The organism is Marinomonas sp. PE14-40, assembly GCF_051623805.1.
Taxonomy (GTDB): Bacteria; Pseudomonadota; Gammaproteobacteria; order Pseudomonadales; family Marinomonadaceae; genus Marinomonas.
This window is the reverse complement of record NZ_CP130700.1, coordinates 2,307,867-2,331,479: the sequence shown is the minus strand read 5'-3', so window position 1 is coordinate 2,331,479 and position 23,613 is coordinate 2,307,867. Positions and strand designations below refer to the sequence as shown.

Below are 23,613 nucleotides of genomic sequence, written 5' to 3'. Positions count from 1 at the left end.
ATGCGACACAGAATAACCCTTTTGTTTATAGACTATATAGGTAGCTCAAGCTGCTTATTCTCTACTTGTTAGCTTGATAATCATTCTCTGTTAGGGCCTGTAAGCAGGAATTAAAAGCAATTACTTTGTTCTATCTGAGAGGGTTTTTTTAAATTTGGATGGTTAGAGTATAAAAATGTCGTTTTTGAATAAACGAGTAAAGGCCGCTAAACACATACTCCGTTTTATTCAGACTCAGCCTATTATTTATGGCTACCTTTAATAAGAAAAGCATAAGAAGAAGACAAGAAGAGTAAAGTCGATGAATGATACTTTTTTAAACACAGTAAATACGCAAACATGGGCTAACGGCCGTCACCAAGTCAGATGTGTAAACCGCATTTGGGAAACACCTGATGTGACGACTTTCTGCTTTATGGCAGAACAACCAATCATGTTCTTCTTCAAACCAGGTCAGTTTGTAACGCTTGAATTAATGATTGAAGGTGAACAGGTAATGCGTAGTTACACTATCGCATCATCACCTTCTGTTCCTTACAGCTTTTCTATCACAGTAAAACGTGTGCCAGGTGGTCAAGTATCAAACTGGTTGCATGATAATTTATCTGAAGGTGATGAACTAGCTGTTCACGGCCCAATGGGTATTTTCAACTGCATTGATCACCCTGCCGAAAAAGTGCTGCTACTTTCTGGTGGTAGCGGTATTACACCAACCATGTCTATGGCGCGTTGGTTCTATGACACCAATACAGGTGTTGATATGGTTTTCTGCCATAGTGCTAGATCACCGTCTGATATTATTTTTAGACGTGAATTGGAATTGATGGATTCACGTGTTCCTAATTTACAAGTTAACTTTGTTTGTGAAACCCATGGCATAGGTGAAACTTGGTCGGGTTACCGCGGCTATTTAGATTTATTCAAGCTGCAACTCATGGCACCTGATTTTAAAGAAAGAACCGTCTTTTGTTGTGGTCCAGCACCTTATATGTCAGCCGTTAAAAAGATGCTGCAAGATGCTGATTTCCCAATGGAAAACTACTTCGAAGAAAGCTTCGGCGAGCCGCCAGCAGATGAAGATCTAGATATTCTAACGGAAGCGGAAGAAGAAGCTCTGGAAGATAGATCTGAAGGTGCCATGGTTTCCTTCACTAATATTGGTAAAGGTATCAAGGTTAAGGCGGAAGAAACCGTTCACTCGGCTGCTACTCAGTTAGGCATTCGCATTCCTAAAGCATGTGGTATGGGTATTTGTGGTACCTGTCGTGTTCTTAAAATCTCTGGAGAAGTAGAGATGGAGCATAACGGTGGTATTACAGATGATGATGTGGCTGAAGGCTACATACTGTCATGCTGTTCTAAGCCCAAAACAGACGTCGAAATCGAGGTTTAATCAAAAATCGTGTTTCCTATTGGAAACTTTGTGTTCTAATAGGGAAAAGATTAATCCTTTTCGCATGCCGGTTGATTTTTATTAACTGGCAGGCTTATTCACATGAGGCGTTGTTATGGCTATTAGTTTATTTGATTTATTTAAAGTTGGTATTGGTCCATCAAGCTCACACACTGTGGGTCCTATGGTGGCAGCTAATCAATTTGTCCACTTTCTTGACGATGAACAACTCACTCCTAAAGTGACACGCGTTATGTGTGAGCTTTATGGGTCGCTTGGTGCGACAGGTAAAGGTCATGGTACGGGTAAAGCGGTACTCATGGGCTTAGAAGGTGAACTTCCTGATTCTATTGAGCCAGATACGGTTGATCCTAGAGTAGAAGCGATTGAATCAACTAAACAAATTAGTTTGAATGCTAAGCACAGTGTTGCTTTTGAACCTGTCACAGATTTGATTTATCACAGAATCGATCGTCTTGATTTTCATGCTAATGGCATGACATTGCGTGCCTATGATGAAACGCAAACTTTGATTTGTGAAAAGACTTACTACTCAATTGGTGGGGGGTTCATTGTTAATCAAAATGATCAAGGTGAAGTTGAGCTTGTAGAAGATGATACTCAACTAGCTTATGACTTTCATAGCAGCGAAGAACTTCTAAAACTGTGTAAAGAGCATGACCTTAGTATTGCTCAAATCATGCTAGAAAATGAAAAAGCATGGCGCAGCGAAGAAGAGATTAAAGCCAATATTCTTTCTATCTGGCAAGTTATGAAGTCTTGCATAGATAAAGGTATTCAAACCGAAGGTATTTTACCTGGTGGTTTAAAAGTTAAGCGACGTGCTGCGAGCCTTTACCAAGACCTCACAAAGAAAAATAAGATGGATATGATTACACCGTCTTTAGGGGCTATGGACTGGGTTAACTTATATGCCCTAGCAGTAAACGAAGAAAATGCAGGTGGTGGTCGTATTGTGACTGCACCAACAAATGGTGCTGCTGGCATTATTCCAGCGGTACTTCATTACTACTGGGACTTCTGCCCTCGTTCAAATGAAGAAGGCATTGTTGATTTCTTTTTAACGGCTGCCGCAATTGGCCTGCTATTTAAAGAGAATGCGTCTATTTCAGGTGCTGAAGTAGGTTGCCAAGGTGAAGTTGGATCAGCGTGCGCAATGGCAGCAGCAGGTTTAGCTGCAGCAACAGGTGGTTCACCTGAGCAAATTGAAAATGCTGCAGAAATAGGTATGGAACATAACTTGGGACTGACATGTGACCCGATTGGTGGTCTGGTGCAGGTTCCTTGTATCGAACGTAATGCGATGGCGTCAGTTAAAGCGATTAACTCTGCGTCCATGGCACTTCGTGGTGATGGAACACACTATGTATCTCTAGATAAGGTGATTAAAACCATGCGAGATACAGGGCGTGATATGAATGATAAATATAAAGAAACTTCGCGAGGGGGATTAGCCGTTAACGTTATTGAATGTTGACAGGCGTTACCCTTTATTCCTAATAAAGTAGTTATTTAGTAGTTGATGGCAGTGAACAATATGGCAGCAATTTCTAGGGTGGTGATATGAAACGTTATTCAGTGTTTAGTCTTTTTAAGCATGCTCTAAGTCATCATGAAAATTGGCAAAGAGTTTGGCGTAATCCTAAACCAAAACAGGTTTATGATGTTGTCATTGTTGGTGGTGGTGGCCATGGTTTGGCCACGGCTTATTACCTAGCAAAAGAACATGGTATTACCAATGTTGCTGTAATTGAGAAGGGCTACCTAGGTGGCGGTAATACCGCGCGTAATACCACCATTGTTCGCTCTAACTACTTATGGGATGAAGCTGCAAACCTGTATGAACATGCAATGAAATTGTGGGAAGGTCTTAGCCAAGACCTTAACTACAATGTCATGTTTTCACAGCGCGGTGTATTAAACCTTGGGCATAACTTACAAGATATGCGAGATATCGAGCGCCGTGTAAATGCAAACCGCTTGAATGGTATTGATGGCAATGTGCTTAATGCTGCCCAAGTAAAAGAAATTTGTCCGTTACTGGACTGTTCAGACAATGCGCGTTACCCAGTGTTAGGGGCGTCTTGGCAACCAAGGGCGGGTGTAGCTCGTCATGATGCCGTCGCTTGGGGTTTCGCTCGTGCTGCTGATGCTCTGGGTGTTGATTTGATTCAACAAACAGAAGTGACAGGTATTCGTCGTCATGAAGGCGCTGTTTGTGGTGTTGAAACCAATAATGGTTTTATCGCAGCGAAAAAAGTAGCTTGTGTTGCTTCTGGTAACTCATCTGAACTTGCCCGTATGGTTGGTTTAGAGCTTCCTTTAGAAAGTCATCCTCTACAAGCCTGTGTATCTGAACCGATTAAACCGATTATTGATACGGTTGTTATGTCGAATGCAGTGCATGGTTACATGAGCCAATCAGATAAAGGTGACTTGGTTATTGGTGCAGGTATCGACTCTTATAATGGCTATGGTCAACGTGGATCATTCCAAGGTATTGAGCATACGCTCGCAGCCATTTGTGAGCTTTTCCCTGATGTTCGCCGTGTACGTATGAACCGTGCTTGGGGTGGTATCGTAGATACGACACCTGATGCGTGTCCAATCATTAGTAAAACCTCTGTACCTGGTTTGTATTTCAACTGTGGCTGGGGTACGGGGGGCTTTAAAGCTACACCTGGCTCAGGTAACGTTTTTGCGCACACGATTGCGCATGATGACCCACACCCATTGGCAAAAGCCTTCACTATTGATCGCTTTAATTCTGGTTTCTTAATTGACGAACACGGCGCTGCCGGCGTTGCCCACTAGGAGGTATTCTTATGTTGCATATCTTTTGTCCTCATTGTCAGGAATATCGTGAGGAAGATGAATTTCATTATCGTGGTCAGGCGCATATTGTGCGTCCTAAAGATCCAGAAGCTTTATCAGATGAAGAGTGGGGAAGTTACTTATTTTTTAGGAAGAACCCGAAGGGCATTCATCACGAACTTTGGTATCACACCACCGGATGTCGTCAATTTTTTAATGTTACCCGCGACACGGTAACTTACAAAATTCATGAAAGTTATAAAATAGGTGAAGAGCCTGCAGTGAAAAGTGAGGGCGACGTAACATGAGTCAGAACAAACGCTTAGCCAGTGGCGGTCGTATTGATCGTAAAAAAGTCATTAACTTTAGTTTTGACGGTAAATCTTATAAGGGTTTTGAAGGGGATACACTTGCTTCAGCCTTATTAGCTAACGGTGTCGATATTATTGCCCGTAGTTTTAAGTATTCTCGTCCTCGTGGTATCACAGGTCATGGTAGCGAAGAGCCAAATGGTGTCATTCAGTTAGGTACTGGCGCGTCTACTATTCCCAATGTCAGAGCAACGCAACAGGAGTTGTATGCAGGTCTTGTCGCAAATCCAGTTGCAGGCTGGCCGAGTGTCAACTTTGATTTGATGGCTACGCTTGGAAAAGCGGGCGCTATGATGCCGCCAGGTTTTTACTACAAAACCTTTATGTACCCACAAAAATTGTGGATGACATATGAGCACTTTATTCGTAAAGCGGCAGGATTAGGTAAAGCACCTACGGCTCCAGATCCAGATACTTACGACAAAATTAATCATCATTGTGATGTGATGATTGTTGGTGCGGGTCCTGCTGGTCTTTCTGCGGCACTGGCTGCAGCTAAAACGGGTGCTCGTGTCATTATTGCTGATGAGCAGAATGAAATGGGTGGCAGCCTACTTAGCACGACTCAAACAATTGATGGTGCTCCTGCAAGTCAATGGCTAAAAGATACTATTGAAACATTAGAAGACTATTCAAATGTGATTGTACTGCCTCGCAGTACTGTTATGGGATATTACGATCATAACTTCTTAGCTGTTATTGAGCGTCGTACTGATCATCTTGGTGAGATCTCTCCAAGAGGGGCACGTCAACGTATGCATCGTGTCCGTGCGAAACAAGTTGTCTTGGCGCCAGGTGCACAAGAGAGACCTTTGATCTTTGCTAACAATGATATTCCAGGGGTAATGTTAGCCTCGTCTATCAGTGTTTATCTAAATCGTTATGCTGTAGCGCCTGGTAATGCTTTGGTTGTCTCGACAGCTAACGACTCAGGTTATCAAGCGGCAATTGATTGGCATAAAGCAGGCCGTAAAGTGATAGGTATTGCTGATAGCCGTGCTGAATCAAATGGTCAGCTTGTCGAAGAAGCTAAAAAATTAGGTCTTAAGATCTGGTTCTCACATGCTGTCACTGAAGCAAAAGGTAGCCGTCGTGTTTATGCTGCGACTGTGGCGCCAATTAATGCAGAAGGTACACAAGTAACAGGTGCTAGCCAGAATTATGATTGCGATATTATTGCAACTTCTGGTGGTTGGAGTCCTGTTGTTCATTTGAGTTGTCACACAGGCGCTCGCCCAGTATGGAACGATGACATTATCGGGTTCTTACCAGGTAAAACGGTACAGAAGCAACATTGTGTCGGTTCCCTAATGGGGCAGCACCAGTTGCATGACGCGTTAGAGCAAGGTCTAGCAACAGGTGCGCAAGCGGCATGTGAAGCAGGGTTTGGTGATGGTTCTAACTCAATTAAAGTACCGAGTGTTGATCTTGTTAAAACAGGGCAAGCTCAGGCGTTATTCTTAGTACCGCACTCTAAATCAGTTAGTCGTGCACCTAAGCAGTTTGTTGATATGCAAAACGATGTGACCGCGGCGGGTATCCAACTTGCGACACGTGAAGGTTTTGAGTCGATTGAACATGTTAAACGTTACACCGCGTTAGGCTTTGGAACAGACCAAGGTAAGTTGGGTAACATTAACGGTATGGCTGTTGCTGCTCAGTCTTTGAATAAGACAATTGCAGAAACAGGGACGACTATCTTCCGTCCATCTTATACACCAACAACTTTCGGTGCGATTGCTGGACGTGATACAGACAGTTTGTTTGATCCTATTCGTTATACCGCTATGCAGTCTTGGCATGAAGCTAACGGCGCTTTGTTTGAGGATGTGGGCCAATGGAAGCGTCCTTGGTATTTCCCTAAGCCTGGTGAAACCATGCAACAGACACTGGATCGTGAATGCTTAGCGACACGTAACAGTGTGGGCATATTGGATGCTTCTACACTTGGTAAGATTGATATCCAGGGTAAAGATGCACGTGAATTCTTAAACCGTGTTTATACCAATGCTTGGAGCAAGTTAGCAGTCGGTAAATGTCGTTATGGTCTTATGCTGAAAGAAGACGGCATGATTATGGATGACGGTGTTACCTCTTGTATTGCGGATGATCATTTCATTCTAACAACCACAACAGGTGGTGCAGCTAATGTACTTGAGTGGCTAGAATTATGGCATCAAACAGAGTGGCCTGAACTAGAAGTCTATATGGCATCAGTGACAGATCACTGGTCAACCATGACCATCTCTGGCCCTAACTCTCGCAAAGTATTAGCGAAAGTATGTGATGATATTGATCTTGATAAAGATAGCTTTAAGTTCATGGATTGGCGCAGTGGTACCGTTGCCGGTGTTAAATCTCGTGTCTTCCGTATCAGTTTCACTGGTGAGCTATCTTACGAGATTAACGTGCAAGCAAATCATGGTTTGCATGTTTGGGAAGCGATCATGGAAGCGGGTAAAGAATTTGATATTACCCCTTATGGTACTGAGACAATGCACGTATTACGTGCTGAAAAAGGCTTTATCATTGTTGGTCAAGACACAGATGGTTCTGTTACGCCACAAGATATGGATATGAGCTGGTGTATTGGTAAGAATAAAGAATTTAGCTTCATTGGTAAGCGTTCCTTTACTCGTCCTGATACTTCACGTACAGACCGTAAGCAGTTTGTTGGGCTTAAGCCAAAAGACGCTAATGTTATTTTGCCAGAAGGTGCTCAAGCTGTTCGTAATCCGAATGAGAGTATTCCTATGACAATGGTCGGGCATGTGACTTCAAGTTATTACAGTGCAGTACTTGGTCATAGCTTTGCGTTAGCTGTAATCAAAGATGGCCAGAACCGTAAAGGTGAGTCTGTTTACTTCCCGTTAGCAGATGGCCGTACTATTGAAGCTGAAATTACTGACTATGTTTTCTATGATGCCAAAGGGGAGAAACAGCATGTCTAATGTAAATGTTAAAGTTAGGCCTGATACACCACTGGCTCATATTAGTTTCCCATCTGCAAAGCAAGGTGGTGTCACTTTTCAAGAACGTGGTTTTTATGGACACCTGACACTACGCGGTAATAGTGGTGATGCTGGATTTGTTTCTTCTGTGGAAGACGTTTTAGGCTTAAGCCTGCCAGTTAAAGCCCTAAGTTCAGCGAGCAATGCCGATGTTTCTATTCATTGGATCAGTCCAAATGAGTGGCTAATTATCAGTGCTAAAGGTGATGAGGCCGAATTAGAAGCTAGCTTACGTGCAAAACTAACAGGCCATTTCTCTGTCGTGGATGTTTCTGGAGGCCAAACGGTATTTGAGCTTTCTGGCGATGATGTGATCACCTTAATGAAAAAGAGCTGTGGTTATGATGTTGAAGCTGAGTTGCCAGTGGGTAAAACAGTAACAACTCATTTTGCTAAAGCCAGTGTTGTGATGAATCGACTTGATGAGAAGTGCTTTATGCTAGTCGTTCGCCGTAGTTTTTCTGATTATGTGTGGCGTTGGATTGAAGATTCGAGCCAAGAATTTGGACTTGTCATTAAACTGTAATAAAAAATTCATATATTAGACACACTTTTGAAGCATTTTAAAAAGCGTCTAATATTATGTGATTGATTATAAAGTGAATTTTATAATCAAACGTCAAAAGAGGCCTAAAATGGCCTCTTTTTTTGTGTCATATGCTTGTAATAAACAAGAGTTTTAACGCTTTTTATCTGTTTTTGCTCAGTGTAGAATTGCCGCCGTTACAACTTCATGACGAATTTGTTTCAGCTCAATATAAAAGCCAAAGATTCAATGTCGATTGCATGGATTGCGACCTTAATAAGCGAGGTCGAAACAGATATTGCGAATAAATACTTTGGTACCATTAAATTTAAATAGAGAAGACCCAGAATGGATCGTGCAAAATCAAATTCTGTAACAACCAGCTCTTCACTTCTAGGAAGTGATCTTGTTCGTCTAATTATTGCTGTTGCCTTTGTTGTTGCTACAGGTTTCTATGCAACAATGAATGGCGAGAGTATCTCAAACGTTTCTATTCTTGCGATCGCTGCTGCAATTGGTGCTTATATGGCGCTAAACATTGGTGCTAACGACGTGGCAAACAATGTAGGCCCAGCGGTAGGTGCGCAAGCCCTAAGCATGACCGGTGCTATTTTAATCGCGGCTATCTTTGAAGCATCTGGTGCTTTGATTGCAGGTGGTAGTGTTGTTAGTACCATCAAAAAAGGGATTATCAATCCTAATGCAATCGCTGACAGTGCGACCTTTATTTGGGTAATGATGGCAGCTTTATTAGCTGGAGCGACTTGGCTTAACCTAGCGACTTATTTAGGAGCGCCTGTTTCTACGACTCACTCAATTGTAGGTGGTGTATTAGGTGCGGGTATTGCTGCTGGTGGCTGGGATATCGCAAACTGGGAAAAAATGTCCATGATTGCGGCAAGTTGGGTTATTTCACCTGTATTAGGTGGTTTTATCGCAGCAGGCTTCTTGTACTACATTAAACACTCTATTACTTATAAAAATGACATTGTTGCCTCAGCACGCAAAATTGTACCTTTGCTTGTTGCTCTAATGGTATGGGCTTTCTCTACTTACTTGATCATGAAGGGTCTTAAAAAGATCTGGAAAACTGACATAGTAACAGCGGCTATGCTTGGCTTTGCAATTGCTACAGGGGTTTACTTCTTTGTTCGTCCAATTGTATTTAAAGCATCAGAAAGCCTTAAAAACCATAAAGACAGTGTTAATAGCTTATTCACTATCCCACTGATTATTTCTGCTGCACTACTAAGTTTTGCTCACGGTGCGAATGATGTTGCTAATGCGATTGGACCGCTAGCTGCGATTAATGATGCGCTAATGTCTGGTGGTATTTCTAGCAAAGCATCGATTCCATTATGGATCATGTTAGTCGGTGGTATCGGTATAGCGTTTGGTTTAGCGCTTTACGGTCCTAAACTGATTCGTACTGTTGGTTCTGAAATTACTGAGTTAGATAAGACACGTGCTTTCTGTATTGCTATGGCTGCTGCCATTACGGTAATTATTGCATCTCAGCTTGGTTTACCAGTAAGTTCTACCCATATTGCGGTTGGTGGTATCTTTGGTGTGGGCTTCTTACGAGAGTACCTTAAGAAGTCATATGAGAAAAAATTGGCAGAAATCGTTGAGCACTCAGAAGACGCTGGTCATGACAAAGATGAAACAAATAGCTTTGTTAAGCGCTTTGAAGCGGCTGATGTGGAAGGCAAACGTGCAATCTTACGTGAACTTAAGCAACTTAGAGACGAATCACCTATCTCTAAGAAAGAGCGTAAAGGTCTGAAAAAAGCAACTAAACAAGAGCTAGTTAAGCGTTCAGCTCTATTTAAGATCGCTGCAGCATGGATTATCACGGTCCCTGCATCAGGCTGCTTAGCTGCTATATTGTTCTACATGCTTGTTGGTTTTAACCATATTAATGGCTAATTTTTCCAAGTAGTAATTGAAAGGCCAGCTTATGCTGGCCTTTTTTGTAACTAAGTTTAGCGGAATGATATAAACTGAAGAGTAGTGTAAACAAAGTTACACTCAGTTTTCTTGTTTTTACGATTTTGAGTTAAGTCATTTATGGATAATCTGCTAATCATAGTCACCTTTGTATTGTTTGTGTCAATTTTAATTATTGGCTCACAATTGGCACGTATTATTGGTGCCCGTAGAAGAGCGCAACTATTAGCAGATAATTTATTGCAGAAACGCTGTGATCGTATTGCTGGCATTTTACATCTAATCTCCGATCGTTATATGCCAATTCAAACCAAAATGATTCTGACAGAGTTTCTGATAAGTGGTTTGACCCACTTACAGAAAATGAGCAAAAAAGAGAGTCATGAAGCGACGCTGAATGAAATGACCCATGTCGCCAGTTTAATGAAGGCAGGAAAGTATACTCTTAACCAAGAAAGGGTGTCGTCCAAGGCGCATTTGGATAAGGTGAATGAAGGTTTAACCGTATTACCTACCTTTTTAAAAGGTCTGACTACCCAAGGGCAGCTTGATAAAAGCATTGCTCTTAAGCAAGTTGAGCAAATACGCTTTATGAGGCAGCTTGCCACAACCGATTTTTTATCTCATCTTGCTCAGCAAGATTTGGATGCAGATAGGTTAACTCAAGCCAGAGAGAAGTATTTGAGTGCGTTAGCTGGTTTAGAAAAGTTTGTATCAGTAGGCAATTCAAAAGATGAAATTGAAAAGCTTCAATATAAAATAAGTCGGTTGGATCAAAAATTGCATACTAAGATGAAAGCTCAAAATCAAGAACATACAGCGACTAGGTCAAACTGAACTTTTTAACTTAGGAACTGATACCAAAAATGGTGAGATTTAAGATTATGCTATTGTTACTGTCAATCGTCAGAGGCTTCTAATGTCTTCTTTTATTATTATTGGATTATTAGTTGTCGGCATTGGCTTTATTGGCTTTGTTGTAACCTTGCAAATGAAGGAGCAAGCTAGGTTAGAGAAGTTAAGAAAAGTCGCTATGCTGAATAACCAAACGCGACAAGTGCGTCATTACCTTGATGATTTACCGCCTCAATATCAACCAAAGGATATGCGACTTTGGCTTTACTCTCGCTTGGTTGGAATTCATGAAGAGTTAATGAAATTAGCGCCTGATGAAAAGCTCGCTAAACGCCGTAGTCACGTGGTTGAAGAGATGGAAAAATTTCAAACCAGCAAGCAAAGGCGTAAGGCAAAACCTATTAATGATGAATTATTGATTATCAATATTCGCCGTTTGTTAGATTCTTTCTTTACCTTTATTCAGCAATCTAAAGAAGATAAAAAGCTCGATCCTGATTCTTGTCACAAGTACGGACAGCTTATTGGTTTTTACCGGTATAAGCTAAACGCTGATCATAAAGCCTATCAAGCTCGTCAATTCTTCTTAACCGGAAAATTGCAAGAAGCCGTTGATATGTATCGCACTGCCGCGGGTGAGCTAGAAGAAATAGAAGAGACACCAGAAGCAAAAGAAGCTATGAATAAGTACAACTCTGCTGCTGATGAAATTGAAAGTGATTTGAAATTACAACAGCAAGAAGCCGAAGCGGCTGCTGAAGATCAAGAGGAAGAAGACGGCCTTGATGATGAATGGAATAAGTTCATTGAAGAGGGAGAGTTTACTAAGAAAAAAACCTTCTAACTTTGTTCGTTTCTCTAAGTGTGACAGTCTAAATTTATTTAGTTTTACCTTGCCCGTTAGTATTGATTTTTCATGATTTGCATGAGACTTTAGCCCTGTTAATTTACCTAAGAGGCTAAAATGGAAATAGCACTACTAACAGTCTTTATCCCCACATTTTTCTTTGTTTCTCTAACACCCGGCATGTGTATGACACTCGCTATGACAATGGGCATGACGATTGGAGTTAAGCGTGCTTTATGGATGATGCTTGGCGAGCTTATTGGTGTCGGTCTAGTTGCCGCATTGGCTGCAGTTGGTGTGGCAGCGTTACTATTAAATTACCCTAATTTCTTCTTAGCTTTCAAGATTCTTGGTGGCCTTTACCTTGCTTATATTGGCGTTCAAATGTGGCGTTCAAAAGGCAAAATGGCGATTCAGCTTGAGCAAGAAAAAGAGCAAGCGAGCAGAAGGGAATTAGCATTACAAGGTTTTGTAACAGCCATTGCCAACCCAAAAGGCTGGGCATTCTTTGTTGCACTTTTACCGCCTTTTTTAAACCCAGAACAAGCGTTAACATCGCAACTTGTGACACTCATTAGTGTGATTCTAACGCTAGAGTTTATTTGTCTTATGATCTATGCAAGTGGAGGTCGAACATTACGGACACTACTGCTTCAATCAAGCAATGTAAGGGCCATGAATCGATTTTCTGGCAGCTTGATGGTAGGTGTAGGTGCATGGTTAGGACTTGGCAGCTAAACTAAAGCTGACTTAGCTAGATCGCTATCACGTTAAAATTAATTAGCCTAAGACAATTAGCTTGTCTTAGGCTTTTTTGTGTACTTTGACGCTGCTTTTTTACGGTAAGTGGATTTCTTTTTGTAGGGCTTTTTACTTGGACTGGGTAGTGTGGCAAATGCCTCTACCTTGGTCGTTTTGGCTTGTTCAATGAGTTGAACTAAATTTGTCTTTAGCTCATTCATGAAATTTAAATAGGAACCACTGCCTTGGCAAATATCATTTAGACCTGCTTCCCATTTCGCTGTCATATCAGGTGTAATTAAACTTTCAGGTAAACTATTGATAAGGGCTCTACCTGTCTCGGTCGAGAGAATATTTTTACCTTGTCGCTTTAAAAAATCACGTCTAAAAAGTAACTCGATAATGCCTGCTCGTGTTGCTTCTGTTCCCAAGCCATCGGTTTCTTTCAAAATGGCTTTGATATCCGCTTGTTTTACATAGCGACTGATACCTGTCATTGCAGCAAGTAAGCTCGCATCAGTAAAGGCCGGTGGCGGTGTAGTCACTTTAGAAATAAGCTCTCCATGATGACAAAATAAGACATCACCTATGGCAACTTTAGGCAACATATTGCCTTCTTCCTCGTCTTTCTTTTTATCTGGTAGCAACGCTTTCCAGCCAGATGATAGCTGGGTATGCCCTTTACTACGAAATACTCCGCCAGCAATAATGAGTTCAATAAATGAGTCTAAATATTCATAGTGAGGGTAAAACTGCATCAAGTATTGTCGAGCAATAAGCTCATACAACTTTTTCTCTGATTGTGATAAACCGTCAATATTAGCTTGTTTAGCTGTAGGGATTATCGCATGATGTGCTTGTACTTCTTTATCGTTCCACGCCTTAGAGCGTTGGCTGGTATTAGCTTTATTTAATTTATCCTGCCATTGCGGCAAGTTATTTTTCAAACTGTTAATAACACCTGGCGCATCTTTAAATTGCTCGGTCGGCAAATAGCGACTGTCGGATCTTGGGTAAGTAATCAGTTGGTGTCTTTCGTACAGAGCCTGACAGGTATCTAGTACTTGTTGAGCAGACATAGAAAATGCTTTAGCGGCATCTATCTGTAAGCTAGAAAGGCTATAGGGTAAAGGAGGTGCTTGACGCTTATTCTTATATTGCGCTTGATGTACTTTAGCGTCTTGCCCTTGAATGCGTTTTATCACATTTTCAGCAAGTGCTTTATTTAAGACCCTGCCTTCACTGTCCATATGAGGTGCGCAAGCTTCACTCGGAATCCACTTTGCTTTAAAGACTTCATTCTTAGGTGTTTCTATATTGGCTAAGACTTGGAAGAAGTCTTTAGGAATAAAGTTCTCTCTTTCTGCGTCTCTTTTTACGACTAAGCCTAATATAGGCGTTTGAACTCTTCCTATTGAGAGCACGCCTTGATAACCACCTTGCTTCCCTTTAATGGTATAGGCGCGGGTTAGATTAATACCATGTAACCAATCTGCTCTGGCTCTAGCTAAGGCTGACCTTGAAAGTGCTGAAAATTCTTTGTTTGAGCGTAATTGGTTGAGAGATTTTTTCACTGCCGACGGTGTTAAATCGCTTATAAGTAGGCGTTGGATATTATCTTGTTTAGCTTTTGATACTTTTAGATAGTGTATGACTTCATCAACTAAGAGTTGTCCTTCTCTATCTGGGTCTCCTGCATGGACTAATTGACTAGATTTCTTGATGAGCTTTTTCAGTACATTAAGTTGCTTTCGAGTTTTACTTTTTTCTTGCCATTGCCAAGTTTTTGGGACAATGGGTAAATGATCCAACTGCCAGCTTTTATAAGCAGGATTGTATGCATCAGGTTCCGCTTGCTCTAAAAGGTGACCAATACACCAGCTCACACAATCGCCATTAGGCAGCCAAATACAGCCATCTTCTTTTTTTTGCGGTTTAGGGAAGGCTGAGGCAATAGCACGCGCTAGGCTTGGTTTTTCGGCAATATAAAGAATCATAAATGGCTACTGTGTTTTTATACAGTAATAGTTTATCTAAGATGCTTTTTAAAGGCCAGTAAATATCTGTGCTTACTTTATTGGATAAGGTACTAAGTTATTAAGAAACCTGCGAATAAGCCCTCCACCTCAGCGTGTGGATAAAAGTAACTAGATTTATGAAGAGGGACGTAACTTAATCGTTGCTTTATTGATAAGGTCCTTAACGTAAATATAGGGCTTTTAATCATATTCTTTGAGTCTTTTAGAAAAGTGGCTCCTTGTGTTGTCACTTCTTAAAAGAGCAGACTGAGAAGAGGTGGTCAATCACAGCTACTTTAACATGTTTGATCTATATTACGTCTTGTTAGCGCCATTTCGACAAATTCTCTAATACCTTGCTGCTGGCTACGGTTTTTTAACCAAACCATATGTTCAGTGATATCCATGGTGGCTTAAGCAACTGGAACAGGGAGTGCGAGAGTTTGCTTGGTTAGCTTTATTTGTGATTAGAAGAAACGAGGGCAGAGCTAAAAAGAAATTAAAGAGTAATAAAGTGAGCCATCTTTAATTGAAAACCAAGGAGACTCACTTCTTACATTAGCTCGTGGCTTATCTTAATGGAATAACCATAACTGGCACTTGGCTTTGATGAATGACTTTGTTTGCAGTTGAGCCAATGATCATTTGGCCAATTTTGCTGTGGGTTCGGCTGTTCATAACAACAAGATCCACTTTATGATCTTCAACAGCATGTTTAATGGCGCTGCTTGCATCTTCTTGAATAATTAAATATTCAGGCTTTTCTGGAAGCTCGTTATCATTAGCATGGTTTTCATAAAAGATGGTGATTTGAGTCTCGATTGCATCTTTCACACTATTCAGTGCTTCTCGTCTAAGTGATTGTAACTCTTCAATTGGCAAGTAGTTATTTATCATGCTTTGAGCTTGGTGGTTCATAGGTTCTATGGCATGCATGAAAATGATTTTGGCTTTTTGGCTGGCTGCTATCGACATCACAAGGGATAAAGATTCTTGTGTTTTATCTTCTAAATCACAGGCAAATAGAATGGTTTTAACTTGAGGTAACATGGCTTAACTCCGTTTGGCTATCTTGGTTATAGTGTATGCCTAGGGGAGTTAAAAGTGCTGACTTATATCATAAGCAGGTCTTATTTGAGGTTTAATTGGGCGCTCTTTAAAGACGGGCTTTGATTGGCTTCTTGATAGCTATCATAAAAGAAGCTGCTACTTGCTATGATGAAAATTGCACAGACAAAAGCAATGTCCCAAGCAGGACTGTTAGGTTTGATTTGCTGTGAATGATTTGAAATCTGGTTAAAGTCAGAGAGTTTCATTTTGATCGTCCTTATTGAATAAATAAATTATAAATGATAATCAATATCATTCAATATTTTTTTAACAAACTTGCATGTTTTTGCGCTTCGGTTCTATTAAATGACTGTGATATGATGCCCGCTTTATTTATTTAATGAAGAGAGTAAGAAATTATGTCTGAACTATCGTTCGACTCAAAAGAAGCTAAAATTGGCTATGGTATTGGTCGTCAAATCGGTGATCAATTAGGTGGAAGTGATTTAGGTGATATTTCTCTACCTCACCTTTTTGCTGCAATCGAAGATTCCCTAAAAGGTGCTGAAATGCGCGTTTCTGGTGAAGACCTAGAAGCTGCTTTTGCTAGCCTACAAGAAGAAATGGAAGCTAAAACATTAGCTGCTTCTGAAGAAACGATTGCTGCAGGCGTTGCTTTCCTAGAAGAAAACAAAGCGAAAGAAGGCGTTCAAATCACTGAGAGCGGTCTTCAGTACCATGTTGTTGAAGAAGGTACAGGCGCGACTCCTACAACTGAGTCTACTGTACGTGTTCATTATGAAGGTCGTTTAGTTGACGGTCAGGTTTTCGATAGCTCTATCGCACGTGGCGAGCCAATTGAATTCCCAGTAACTGGTGTAATTGCTGGTTGGACTGAAGCACTTCAGTTGATGAAAGAAGGTTCTAAATACCGTCTTACTATCCCAGCTGAACTAGCTTACGGTGCTCAAGGCGCTGGCGCTATGATCAAGCCTCACTCTGTGTTGGTATTTGATGTTGAATTGATTGCTGTAGTGTAATTAATTTGATCACATAAAAAAGCGAGCTTAGGCTCGCTTTTTTATGTGTTTTATTTCTTTTTAGGCACTTCTCAAGAAAGAGGTTTTTAATGATGGTTAAGCTAAATTTCTCTTTCCATCAGTACGTGTAGAATGCCTGACTCTAAAAAGATTTTACCATCCGTACTAAAACCATGGCGCTCATAAAAGACTTGGGACTCAGTTTGAGCATGGAGAAAAATACGCTTCAAGTCCATTTCTCTGGCTACTTGAATCGCTTTGCGTAATAGCATGGTTGCATAACCTTGGCTACGATAAGCTGGAAGTACGCTAAGTCGTCCAACTTGCCCTTCTGGCGTTAGTCGACAAACCCCCGTCGGCACTGCTGTTGTGCCAAAAGAAACGAAATGCACTGCATCTTCGTCTAGGTTGTCCCATTCATCTCTTTCATCAATACCTTGCTCTATGATGAAAACTTGTTTTCTGACAAAACTAAGTTGAGCCTTGCTACTTTCCCAATCTGTGGTTAGTACTTTCATGTCTAATCCCTATTCTTCTGTCGGCAGATGAACCACACCTTGTTTACTTATTAAGAAGCTTAACATAGGTAATATGTCTTTGTGTTTGTCTGTTTCAAGGGTACTGAAATCAAACTCAACTTGGTCACATATAGCATGAATAAGTGGCTCAAGTTCTTGGTCTATTTCGATTTTGGCACCATTACAATAAAGTTGAATAAGTGCGTTATTTGGCGCTGCATGATAACAAATACGTGCATCCCCTGGTCTAAAGAAAGGTACGCCTTTAAGTGCATCTTCAAGGCTTGCTTGTGTGTCTTCTTGATTAAGGTCTCCATGAAACTCAGGATACTTTACTTCACTCATGTAAGTCCCTAGCCAGTCAGCAAGCATCTCAGGCTGATCAATCATGGCTTTTAGTTCTTGCTGTAAATAGCTAATGTCAGAATGATGTATCTCTGCATGATGTGGCTCTTCATGATCGGATGGTGAGCTAAATCTGTGTTTCTCATTATCTACTTCACAAATTTGATCTCTAATACCTGTCAGCACTTCTTGCATGCTGGGTGCTCTAAAACCAATCGAGTAGGTCATACAGTCATCATCAAGGGCACGACCATTATGAGCGAAATTTGGTGGTAGATAGAGAATGTCACCGGCTTCAAGTTCCCAGTCTTGTTCTGGGTCTGCTTTGAAATTAGATAAGATGTGTAGATCAATATCCTTGATAGCTTGATCTTGATAAGTGTCAGGAGCAAGGACTTGCCAGCGTCTTTTGCCGCTGACTTGAACAAGGAAGACATCGTATTGATCATAGTGAGGGCCAACACTACCTCCTTTGGTTGCATAACTCACCATAACGTCATCTAAGCGCCAACTAGGTAGAAAGCGGAAACGCTCTTTTAGTTCCTGTACTTCAGGTACCCAGTGATCAACAGCTTGAATGAGAAGGGTCCACTCTTGATCTGGTAATTGAGCAAACGTGTCTTCTGTAAAAGGGCCTTTTATTGTCTGCCAAGGCGTTTTACCTTGCTCGATCACAATACGAGATTCAACTTCACTTTCCATTGCCATGCCTGCAAGTTCATCAGCCTCTAGTGGTGGCTCGAAGTCACTTAGACCAGCACGAATAAGAAGTGGCTTCTTTTGCCAATAATCACGTAGAAATGTATTCGCGCTCATGCCGCCTAGAATGGAAAGGGGAGTATCAAGTGTTGTCATAAAAATATGTAATTTCGCTAAGGTTATGAATGAGAAAAAGCCGAGTAAGTCACTTACTCGGCTTTTGAGAGTGTTAATTATATAAGGAGTTTACCTTAATAATTAGCTTTTTATTGCTTTTGCTTGCGCTGCCGCATTACCAATATAAGTTGCTGGTGTCAGTTTTTTCAATTCTGTCTTAGCGTCTTCTGGTATTTCTAATGTATCAACAAAGGCTTCGATGGTCGCTTGATCAATCGTGCGACCACGCGTTAGCTCTTTTAGTTTCTCGTAAGGTGACTCAATGCCGTAGCGGCGCATCACTGTTTGAATCGGCTCTGCTAATACTTCCCATGCGGCATCTAGATCCTGCTCTAGGCGTGCCTTATTGATCTCTAGTTTACTAATGCCTTTTAAGCTCGCTTGGTAAGCAATTAAGCTGTGTGCTAAACCAACACCTAGGTTACGAAGTACCGTTGAGTCAGTAAGGTCACGCTGCCAGCGAGAAACTGGGAGTTTAGCGCTTAAATGGCCCATAATTGCATTAGCAATACCCAAGTTACCTTCTGAGTTTTCGAAGTCAATTGGGTTAACTTTATGAGGCATGGTAGAAGAGCCAATTTCACCCGCTATGGTTTTTTGCTTGAAGAAGCCCATAGAGATATAAGCCCAAACATCACGATCGAAGTCCAATAGAATCGTATTGAAACGACTGATCGCATCGTAAAGCTCAGCAATGTAATCATGGGGTTCAATTTGTGTTGTGTAAGGGTTCCAGCTAAGGCCCAAAGAGGTTACAAATTTCTCAGCATGTGCTTGCCAATCTATATTTGGGTACGCTGAAAGGTGGGCGTTGTAGTTACCAACGGCACCGTTAATTTTACCTAAAAACTCAACGGCTTGAATTTGTTTGAACTGACGAGACAAACGCGCTGCCACGTTAGCCATTTCTTTACCCATGGTAGATGGTGATGCTGTTTGGCCATGTGTACGAGACAGCATAGGCTGTTCAGCATGTTCAAGAGCAAGCCCTTGAATCGCTTCGATCACATTCGTTAGTTCAGGCTTGATCACATCTTCCAATGCTTCACGTAGCATTAGGGCATGAGACAGATTGTTAATGTCCTCAGAAGTACAAGCGAAATGTACGAACTCAGATACATTATCGAGTTCAGTCAATGCTTTCATCTTGTCTTTGATGAAATACTCAACCGCTTTCACGTCGTGGTTAGTTGTTCTTTCAATGTCTTTAATTGCTTGTGCGTCAGCTTCACTGAAGTTTTCTGCAAGTTGATCTAAGAAGTTAGTTGCTTCTTGGCTAAGAGCTGGCACTTCTTGAATTTGTTCGTGAGCTGCAAGGGCTTGTAACCACCTTACTTCTACTAGAACTCGCATTCTTAATAAACCGTATTCACTAACAGAGCGACCTAGTGAACGAGTTTTTGAACCATAACGACCATCTATTGGGGAAATAGCATTTAAGCTAGTTAATTGCATTGAAATAACGCCTCGACCGTGGATTACTGAGTGGTTTTCAGGGAAGGGCTATTATAGGGAAAAGCCTAGAAGTATGCTATCGCTGGCTTTTTTAATATGGTCAGATACTCGGTTTTTTAGTGAGATTTTGGTGATTTTTTAAGATGTGAGACGAGACTGAAACTAGGTTTTCAGTCTCATGAAAAACGCATCTTTTGTAGCAGTTATTTTGATAGTATTAAGGTTTATTTAAAGTTATTTAAAGCTGCTAAAATTGGCTTACGTTTAAAAATAAGGTGCCAGCGTCGACCACCTAATTGGCGCCACAACATGGCTGCTCGGACTCCCGCTAATAAACTTGCTCTAACTTGATCTGATACTAAACTTTGCTGTAAGTAGCGGCTGTCACCGTGCACTTGAATACGAAAGTTTAGTTTGCTCAGGTTATCCTGATAAATACCAGAAATAGCGGCAAGCATATTGGGGTGTATCATATCTTCATAGTGTTCTTTTTGACGCTCTAATTGGCTAATCCTTTGGCCCAGTGCAGATAGCATTTGAGGCTGTTTAGCTAGCTTAGATTCTAAATGCAATATACTTAAAGCATAACGGATGGTGTCTGGGTTAACACTGGTTTTGTCTTTGCCAATGGTTTTTTGGCAAATGGCATTACCAAGCTGTAAATTATCAAAGAGCTGCCAGTTACCACCGTAAATTTCGTCTGTACTGGTAACATTCGTTTTTAATAAGCTATCCAATAAAGGGCGTAAAGCCGCCTCTGGTGCATTACCATTTTTAGCTAATTGTGAGACGAGTTCTGCTGCTTGAAATAAAGCGCTTAACGCAATTGCTTGATCGTTTACTTGTGTGCTCATTCTTTATTTAACCTAGCTATTCTTATTAAATGCGCGATTGATAATGCCGCCACCTAGGCATTCTTCATCAAGATAAAATACAACAGATTGACCTGGAGTAATGGCTCTTTGTGCTTCAACAAAACTCACCTCAATCGAACCATCTGCGTTTGCTGAGATTGTGCAATCTTGATCTGCTTGGCGGTAACGACATTTTGCTTTGCATTTTAATGGTAGTTCTGGTGCTTTTCGAGCGACCCAATCCATGTTGTTCGCATTTAAATGCGTTTTGTATAACGGTTTGTCATCACTGCTTTGAGTCACTAATAACACATTGTTGTCTAAATCTTTTTCAACCACATACCAAGGCTCGTCTGAATAGTTTGCTAAACCTCCAATACCTAAACCTTGGCGTTGACCTATGGTGTGGTACATAAGGCCGGAATGTTTGCCTATGGTATCCCCTTCTAGGGTTTTAATATCGCCAGGTTGTGCTGGTAAATATTGTTCTAAGAAGTCTTTAAAGCGACGTTCACCGATAAAACAAATACCAGTACTGTCTTTTTTGTTGTGAGTAATAAGGTCATGCTCTTGCGCCAAACGACGCACTTCAGGTTTTTCCAATTCACCAACAGGGAACAAACTTTTTGCAATTTCATCTTTGCCAACAGCATAAAGGAAGTAGCTTTGATCCTTATTATTATCAAGCCCTTTTAAGAGTTTGGCTTGATTGTCATCTTGAGTTCGTCTGACATAGTGACCTGTCGCTATATAGTCAGCACCTAAAGCGTTAGCGTACTCTAAGAAGGCTTTAAATTTGATTTCTTTGTTACACAATATATCTGGGTTAGGTGTTCTGCCTGCTTTATATTCTTCAAGGAAATGCTCGAATACATTATCCCAGTATTCTGCAGCAAAGTTGGCGGTATGTAGCTTGATGCCTAATTTGTCGCAGACACTTTGGGCGTCGGCAAGATCATCCTTTGCGGTACAGTATTCGGTACCATCATCTTCGTCCCAGTTTTTCATGAATAAACCCTCTACCTGATAGCCTTGCTGAATCAAAAGTAGCGCGGATACAGATGAGTCAACACCACCAGACATACCAACAATGACTTTGGTATTTTCGTTTGGGGTAGCTAGGTTTTCAATAGTGGAAGGTGTTGTGCTATTCATCATTTAACTGTGTATGCTCATTGGGTTGAATTAAAGTGTCAATATTGTAACTCATTACGATTATAGATGCTTATCGCAGATGAGAGATAAAGGGTATATAGTGCCTGCTAAATAATCTTCAAGGCACTTCTTTACAAGAGGGCTTCGAAGATCATGATTCAGTATTTCTTCCTTATTTAACCAAACTGCTTCACAGATATCTTTATCAATTTTGTCACTCATTTTAGTGATTGGTACGCAAATAAAGCAGGCCCTATGATAAGTTTCCTCACTTTTTTCTGGTGTGAAGCTATAAAAACCGAGTAGTGATTGAACAAAAACTGACCAGCCTGTTTCTTCAAGTATCTCTCTTTCAACTGCTTGACTAAGGCTTTCGTTATTTTCAACGTGACCCGCTGGTTGATTTAGAACGAGCTTTCCCTGTTTGTTTTCTTTGACCATGAGAAACTTTATGTCTTGGTTCGTCTCTGTGTGGGGAATGATTGCTGCGACGGTGAGTCTGGGCAGGTTTCCTCTGTCTTTGTTTGCTTCTGTTATCTTCAAACTTCTTTAACTCCAAGGTGAGTTGCTCGTCGATTGGCTTTTCTTGCCATTGTCCTGAATCCAAGCCCTTGATTGAGTAAGGACCAATTTGTGTTCGAATTAGTCGTAATGTCGGAAAACCAACTGCCGCAGTCATACGCCTTACTTGACGGTTTTTACCTTCAGTAATGGTGAGCTCTAACCAGCTAGTTGGAATGTTCTTCCTTTCTCTAATGGGTGGTACTCTGGGCCAAGCTTCAAACTGTTCAGTACGTTTTGCTTTTGCAGGCTTTGTTACCCCATCTTTAAGTTCAATACCGCTAGCTAATTTTTCCAATGCGTCATTGGTGATTTCACCTTCTACTTGGACAAGGTAGGTTTTAGGCATTTTATGTTTGGGCGAGGCAATAAGGTGTTGTAATGCACCGTCATTCGTAAGAAGTAGTAGACCTTCAGAGTCGTAATCTAGGCGTCCTGCAGGGTAGACGTTAGCTTTATTGATAAACTGAGAAAGGGTGGCTTTTTCTTCATCAGAGGTGAACTGGCTTAAAACCTGAAATGGTTTATTAAAAATGATTATAGAGGGCATGACTTTCAGTTTAAAAAGCCAACCTTATGCCATCAAGAGTTTTGAGTCAAAATTGATTTGCATAAGGCTGGGGTTGTGAGTCTATTTAGGCGCTGGCTGTGAGTTCAGGATGCGTTTCACCATTAACATTAAGGTGGCTTAACTCTGCTTGATCTTTATCATCTGTAATAGGGGTTATCTCTATGGCATGCATTCCTTGTTTGCCTGGGGAAATTTCAAAGGTAACGGATTGTCCTGCTTTTAATGTTTTGTATCCATCAATCATAATGGATGAATAATGGGTAAATAAATCTTCATCAAAACTATCTGACACAATAAAACCATACCCTTTAGCGTTATTGAACCACTTTACTCTTCCCTGATACATACATCACTCCATTTGAAAAATTATGTCAGTGTCTTAGTAAAAAATAATGTAACTAATTGTTTTCAGTTAACCTGTTATCCAAGTATTCTTTTTTATAAATATTGCTTTGTATTTCTTAGTTTCAAAAAACTGCCTTCAAGGCATGACATTGCATAAAGAAAAGCGTAGAAGTAGATAAAGGCTTTGTAAAACTAATGCCAATCTTTTGTTTTATCGCAGGAGAACTTGTTTGTTTCAAAGATGTCTCCATATAAATAACTAGCCGATAAATTTTAATTTTTGTAATTCAGAGACC

22 protein-coding genes are annotated in these 23,613 nt (G+C 40.9%); 11 read left to right on the top strand and 11 right to left on the bottom strand.

Annotated elements, in window-relative coordinates:
- The first annotated feature begins 301 nt into the window (after positions 1 to 301).
- From Q0A08_RS10715 to Q0A08_RS10670, 10 genes are all read left to right on the top strand, one after another.
- Positions 302 to 1,393: an FAD-binding oxidoreductase gene (locus Q0A08_RS10715; RefSeq protein WP_438467101.1), complete on the top strand. Its 1,092-nt coding sequence runs from the start codon at positions 302 to 304 to the stop codon at positions 1,391 to 1,393.
- Positions 1,394 to 1,508: 115 nt separating this feature from the next.
- Positions 1,509 to 2,891, top strand: a complete 1,383-nt coding sequence (locus tag Q0A08_RS10710) for an L-serine ammonia-lyase (protein WP_438467099.1) — start codon at positions 1,509 to 1,511, stop codon at positions 2,889 to 2,891.
- Positions 2,892 to 2,977: 86 nt separating this feature from the next.
- Positions 2,978 to 4,228: a sarcosine oxidase subunit beta family protein gene (locus Q0A08_RS10705; protein WP_438467097.1), complete on the top strand. Its 1,251-nt coding sequence runs from the start codon at positions 2,978 to 2,980 to the stop codon at positions 4,226 to 4,228.
- Positions 4,229 to 4,239: 11 nt separating this feature from the next.
- Complete coding sequence (locus Q0A08_RS10700; RefSeq protein WP_438467095.1) at positions 4,240 to 4,536, top strand: sarcosine oxidase subunit delta; 297 nt, start codon at positions 4,240 to 4,242, stop codon at positions 4,534 to 4,536.
- The gene (locus tag Q0A08_RS10695) at positions 4,533 to 7,550 is read left to right on the top strand and encodes a sarcosine oxidase subunit alpha (RefSeq protein ID WP_438467093.1); all 3,018 of its coding nucleotides are present in this window, start codon (positions 4,533 to 4,535) and stop codon (positions 7,548 to 7,550) included. The genes Q0A08_RS10700 and Q0A08_RS10695 overlap by 4 nt, the downstream gene beginning before the upstream one ends.
- The gene (locus Q0A08_RS10690) at positions 7,543 to 8,136 is read left to right on the top strand and encodes a sarcosine oxidase subunit gamma (protein ID WP_438467091.1); all 594 of its coding nucleotides are present in this window, start codon (positions 7,543 to 7,545) and stop codon (positions 8,134 to 8,136) included. Before Q0A08_RS10695 ends, Q0A08_RS10690 begins: the two co-directional genes overlap by 8 nt.
- A gap of 348 nt (positions 8,137 to 8,484) precedes the next feature.
- Positions 8,485 to 10,065 carry an inorganic phosphate transporter gene (locus Q0A08_RS10685; RefSeq protein WP_438467089.1) on the top strand — a complete coding sequence of 527 codons (1,581 nt, stop codon included), beginning with the start codon at positions 8,485 to 8,487 and terminating at the stop codon, positions 10,063 to 10,065.
- Between the two features lie 141 nt (positions 10,066 to 10,206).
- Complete coding sequence (locus Q0A08_RS10680; RefSeq protein WP_438467088.1) at positions 10,207 to 10,923, top strand: hypothetical protein; 717 nt, start codon at positions 10,207 to 10,209, stop codon at positions 10,921 to 10,923.
- An 82-nt stretch (positions 10,924 to 11,005) separates the two neighbouring features.
- Positions 11,006 to 11,785, top strand: coding sequence for a hypothetical protein (locus Q0A08_RS10675; RefSeq protein WP_438467086.1), 780 nt, complete (start codon positions 11,006 to 11,008; stop codon positions 11,783 to 11,785).
- Between the two features lie 120 nt (positions 11,786 to 11,905).
- A complete protein-coding gene (locus tag Q0A08_RS10670; RefSeq protein WP_438467084.1) occupies positions 11,906 to 12,526 on the top strand; it encodes a LysE family translocator in 621 nt (206 codons plus the stop codon).
- A 56-nt stretch (positions 12,527 to 12,582) separates the two neighbouring features.
- Here the strand turns inward: Q0A08_RS10670 and Q0A08_RS10665 are convergent, their stop codons facing one another.
- From Q0A08_RS10665 to Q0A08_RS10655, 3 genes are all read right to left on the bottom strand, one after another.
- Positions 12,583 to 14,526, bottom strand: a complete 1,944-nt coding sequence (locus tag Q0A08_RS10665; RefSeq protein ID WP_438467082.1) for a DNA topoisomerase III — start codon at positions 14,524 to 14,526, stop codon at positions 12,583 to 12,585.
- Between the two features lie 591 nt (positions 14,527 to 15,117).
- Positions 15,118 to 15,597: a universal stress protein gene (locus Q0A08_RS10660; RefSeq protein ID WP_438467080.1), complete on the bottom strand. Its 480-nt coding sequence runs from the start codon at positions 15,595 to 15,597 to the stop codon at positions 15,118 to 15,120.
- A gap of 80 nt (positions 15,598 to 15,677) precedes the next feature.
- Entirely contained in the window at positions 15,678 to 15,863 is a 186-nt protein-coding gene (locus Q0A08_RS10655) for a hypothetical protein (RefSeq protein ID WP_438467078.1), read from the bottom strand.
- Positions 15,864 to 16,016: 153 nt separating this feature from the next.
- Between Q0A08_RS10655 and Q0A08_RS10650 the strand changes: the two genes are divergently transcribed.
- On the top strand, positions 16,017 to 16,637 hold the full coding sequence (locus Q0A08_RS10650) for an FKBP-type peptidyl-prolyl cis-trans isomerase (protein WP_438467076.1): 621 nt from the start codon (positions 16,017 to 16,019) through the stop codon (positions 16,635 to 16,637).
- A gap of 101 nt (positions 16,638 to 16,738) precedes the next feature.
- On the opposite strand, the gene Q0A08_RS10645 is transcribed toward Q0A08_RS10650, so the two are convergent.
- From Q0A08_RS10645 to Q0A08_RS10610, 8 genes are all read right to left on the bottom strand, one after another.
- Positions 16,739 to 17,155: a GNAT family N-acetyltransferase gene (locus Q0A08_RS10645; protein ID WP_438467075.1), complete on the bottom strand. Its 417-nt coding sequence runs from the start codon at positions 17,153 to 17,155 to the stop codon at positions 16,739 to 16,741.
- Positions 17,156 to 17,164: 9 nt separating this feature from the next.
- Entirely contained in the window at positions 17,165 to 18,355 is a 1,191-nt protein-coding gene (locus Q0A08_RS10640) for a ribosomal protein uL16 3-hydroxylase (RefSeq protein ID WP_438467073.1), read from the bottom strand.
- A 102-nt stretch (positions 18,356 to 18,457) separates the two neighbouring features.
- The gene (purB, locus tag Q0A08_RS10635) at positions 18,458 to 19,831 is read right to left on the bottom strand and encodes an adenylosuccinate lyase (protein WP_438467071.1); all 1,374 of its coding nucleotides are present in this window, start codon (positions 19,829 to 19,831) and stop codon (positions 18,458 to 18,460) included.
- A 224-nt stretch (positions 19,832 to 20,055) separates the two neighbouring features.
- Positions 20,056 to 20,685, bottom strand: coding sequence for a high frequency lysogenization protein HflD (gene hflD, locus Q0A08_RS10630; protein WP_438467069.1), 630 nt, complete (start codon positions 20,683 to 20,685; stop codon positions 20,056 to 20,058).
- Between the two features lie 12 nt (positions 20,686 to 20,697).
- On the bottom strand, positions 20,698 to 21,843 hold the full coding sequence (mnmA, locus tag Q0A08_RS10625) for a tRNA 2-thiouridine(34) synthase MnmA (protein WP_438467067.1): 1,146 nt from the start codon (positions 21,841 to 21,843) through the stop codon (positions 20,698 to 20,700).
- Positions 21,844 to 21,900: 57 nt separating this feature from the next.
- On the bottom strand, positions 21,901 to 22,281 hold the full coding sequence (locus Q0A08_RS10620) for an NUDIX domain-containing protein (protein WP_438467065.1): 381 nt from the start codon (positions 22,279 to 22,281) through the stop codon (positions 21,901 to 21,903).
- Positions 22,223 to 22,951: a pseudouridine synthase gene (locus tag Q0A08_RS10615; protein WP_438467063.1), complete on the bottom strand. Its 729-nt coding sequence runs from the start codon at positions 22,949 to 22,951 to the stop codon at positions 22,223 to 22,225. The genes Q0A08_RS10620 and Q0A08_RS10615 overlap by 59 nt, the downstream gene beginning before the upstream one ends.
- Positions 22,952 to 23,036: 85 nt before the next feature.
- Positions 23,037 to 23,318, bottom strand: a complete 282-nt coding sequence (locus Q0A08_RS10610) for a cold shock domain-containing protein (protein WP_438467061.1) — start codon at positions 23,316 to 23,318, stop codon at positions 23,037 to 23,039.
- Positions 23,319 to 23,613 lie beyond the last annotated feature (295 nt).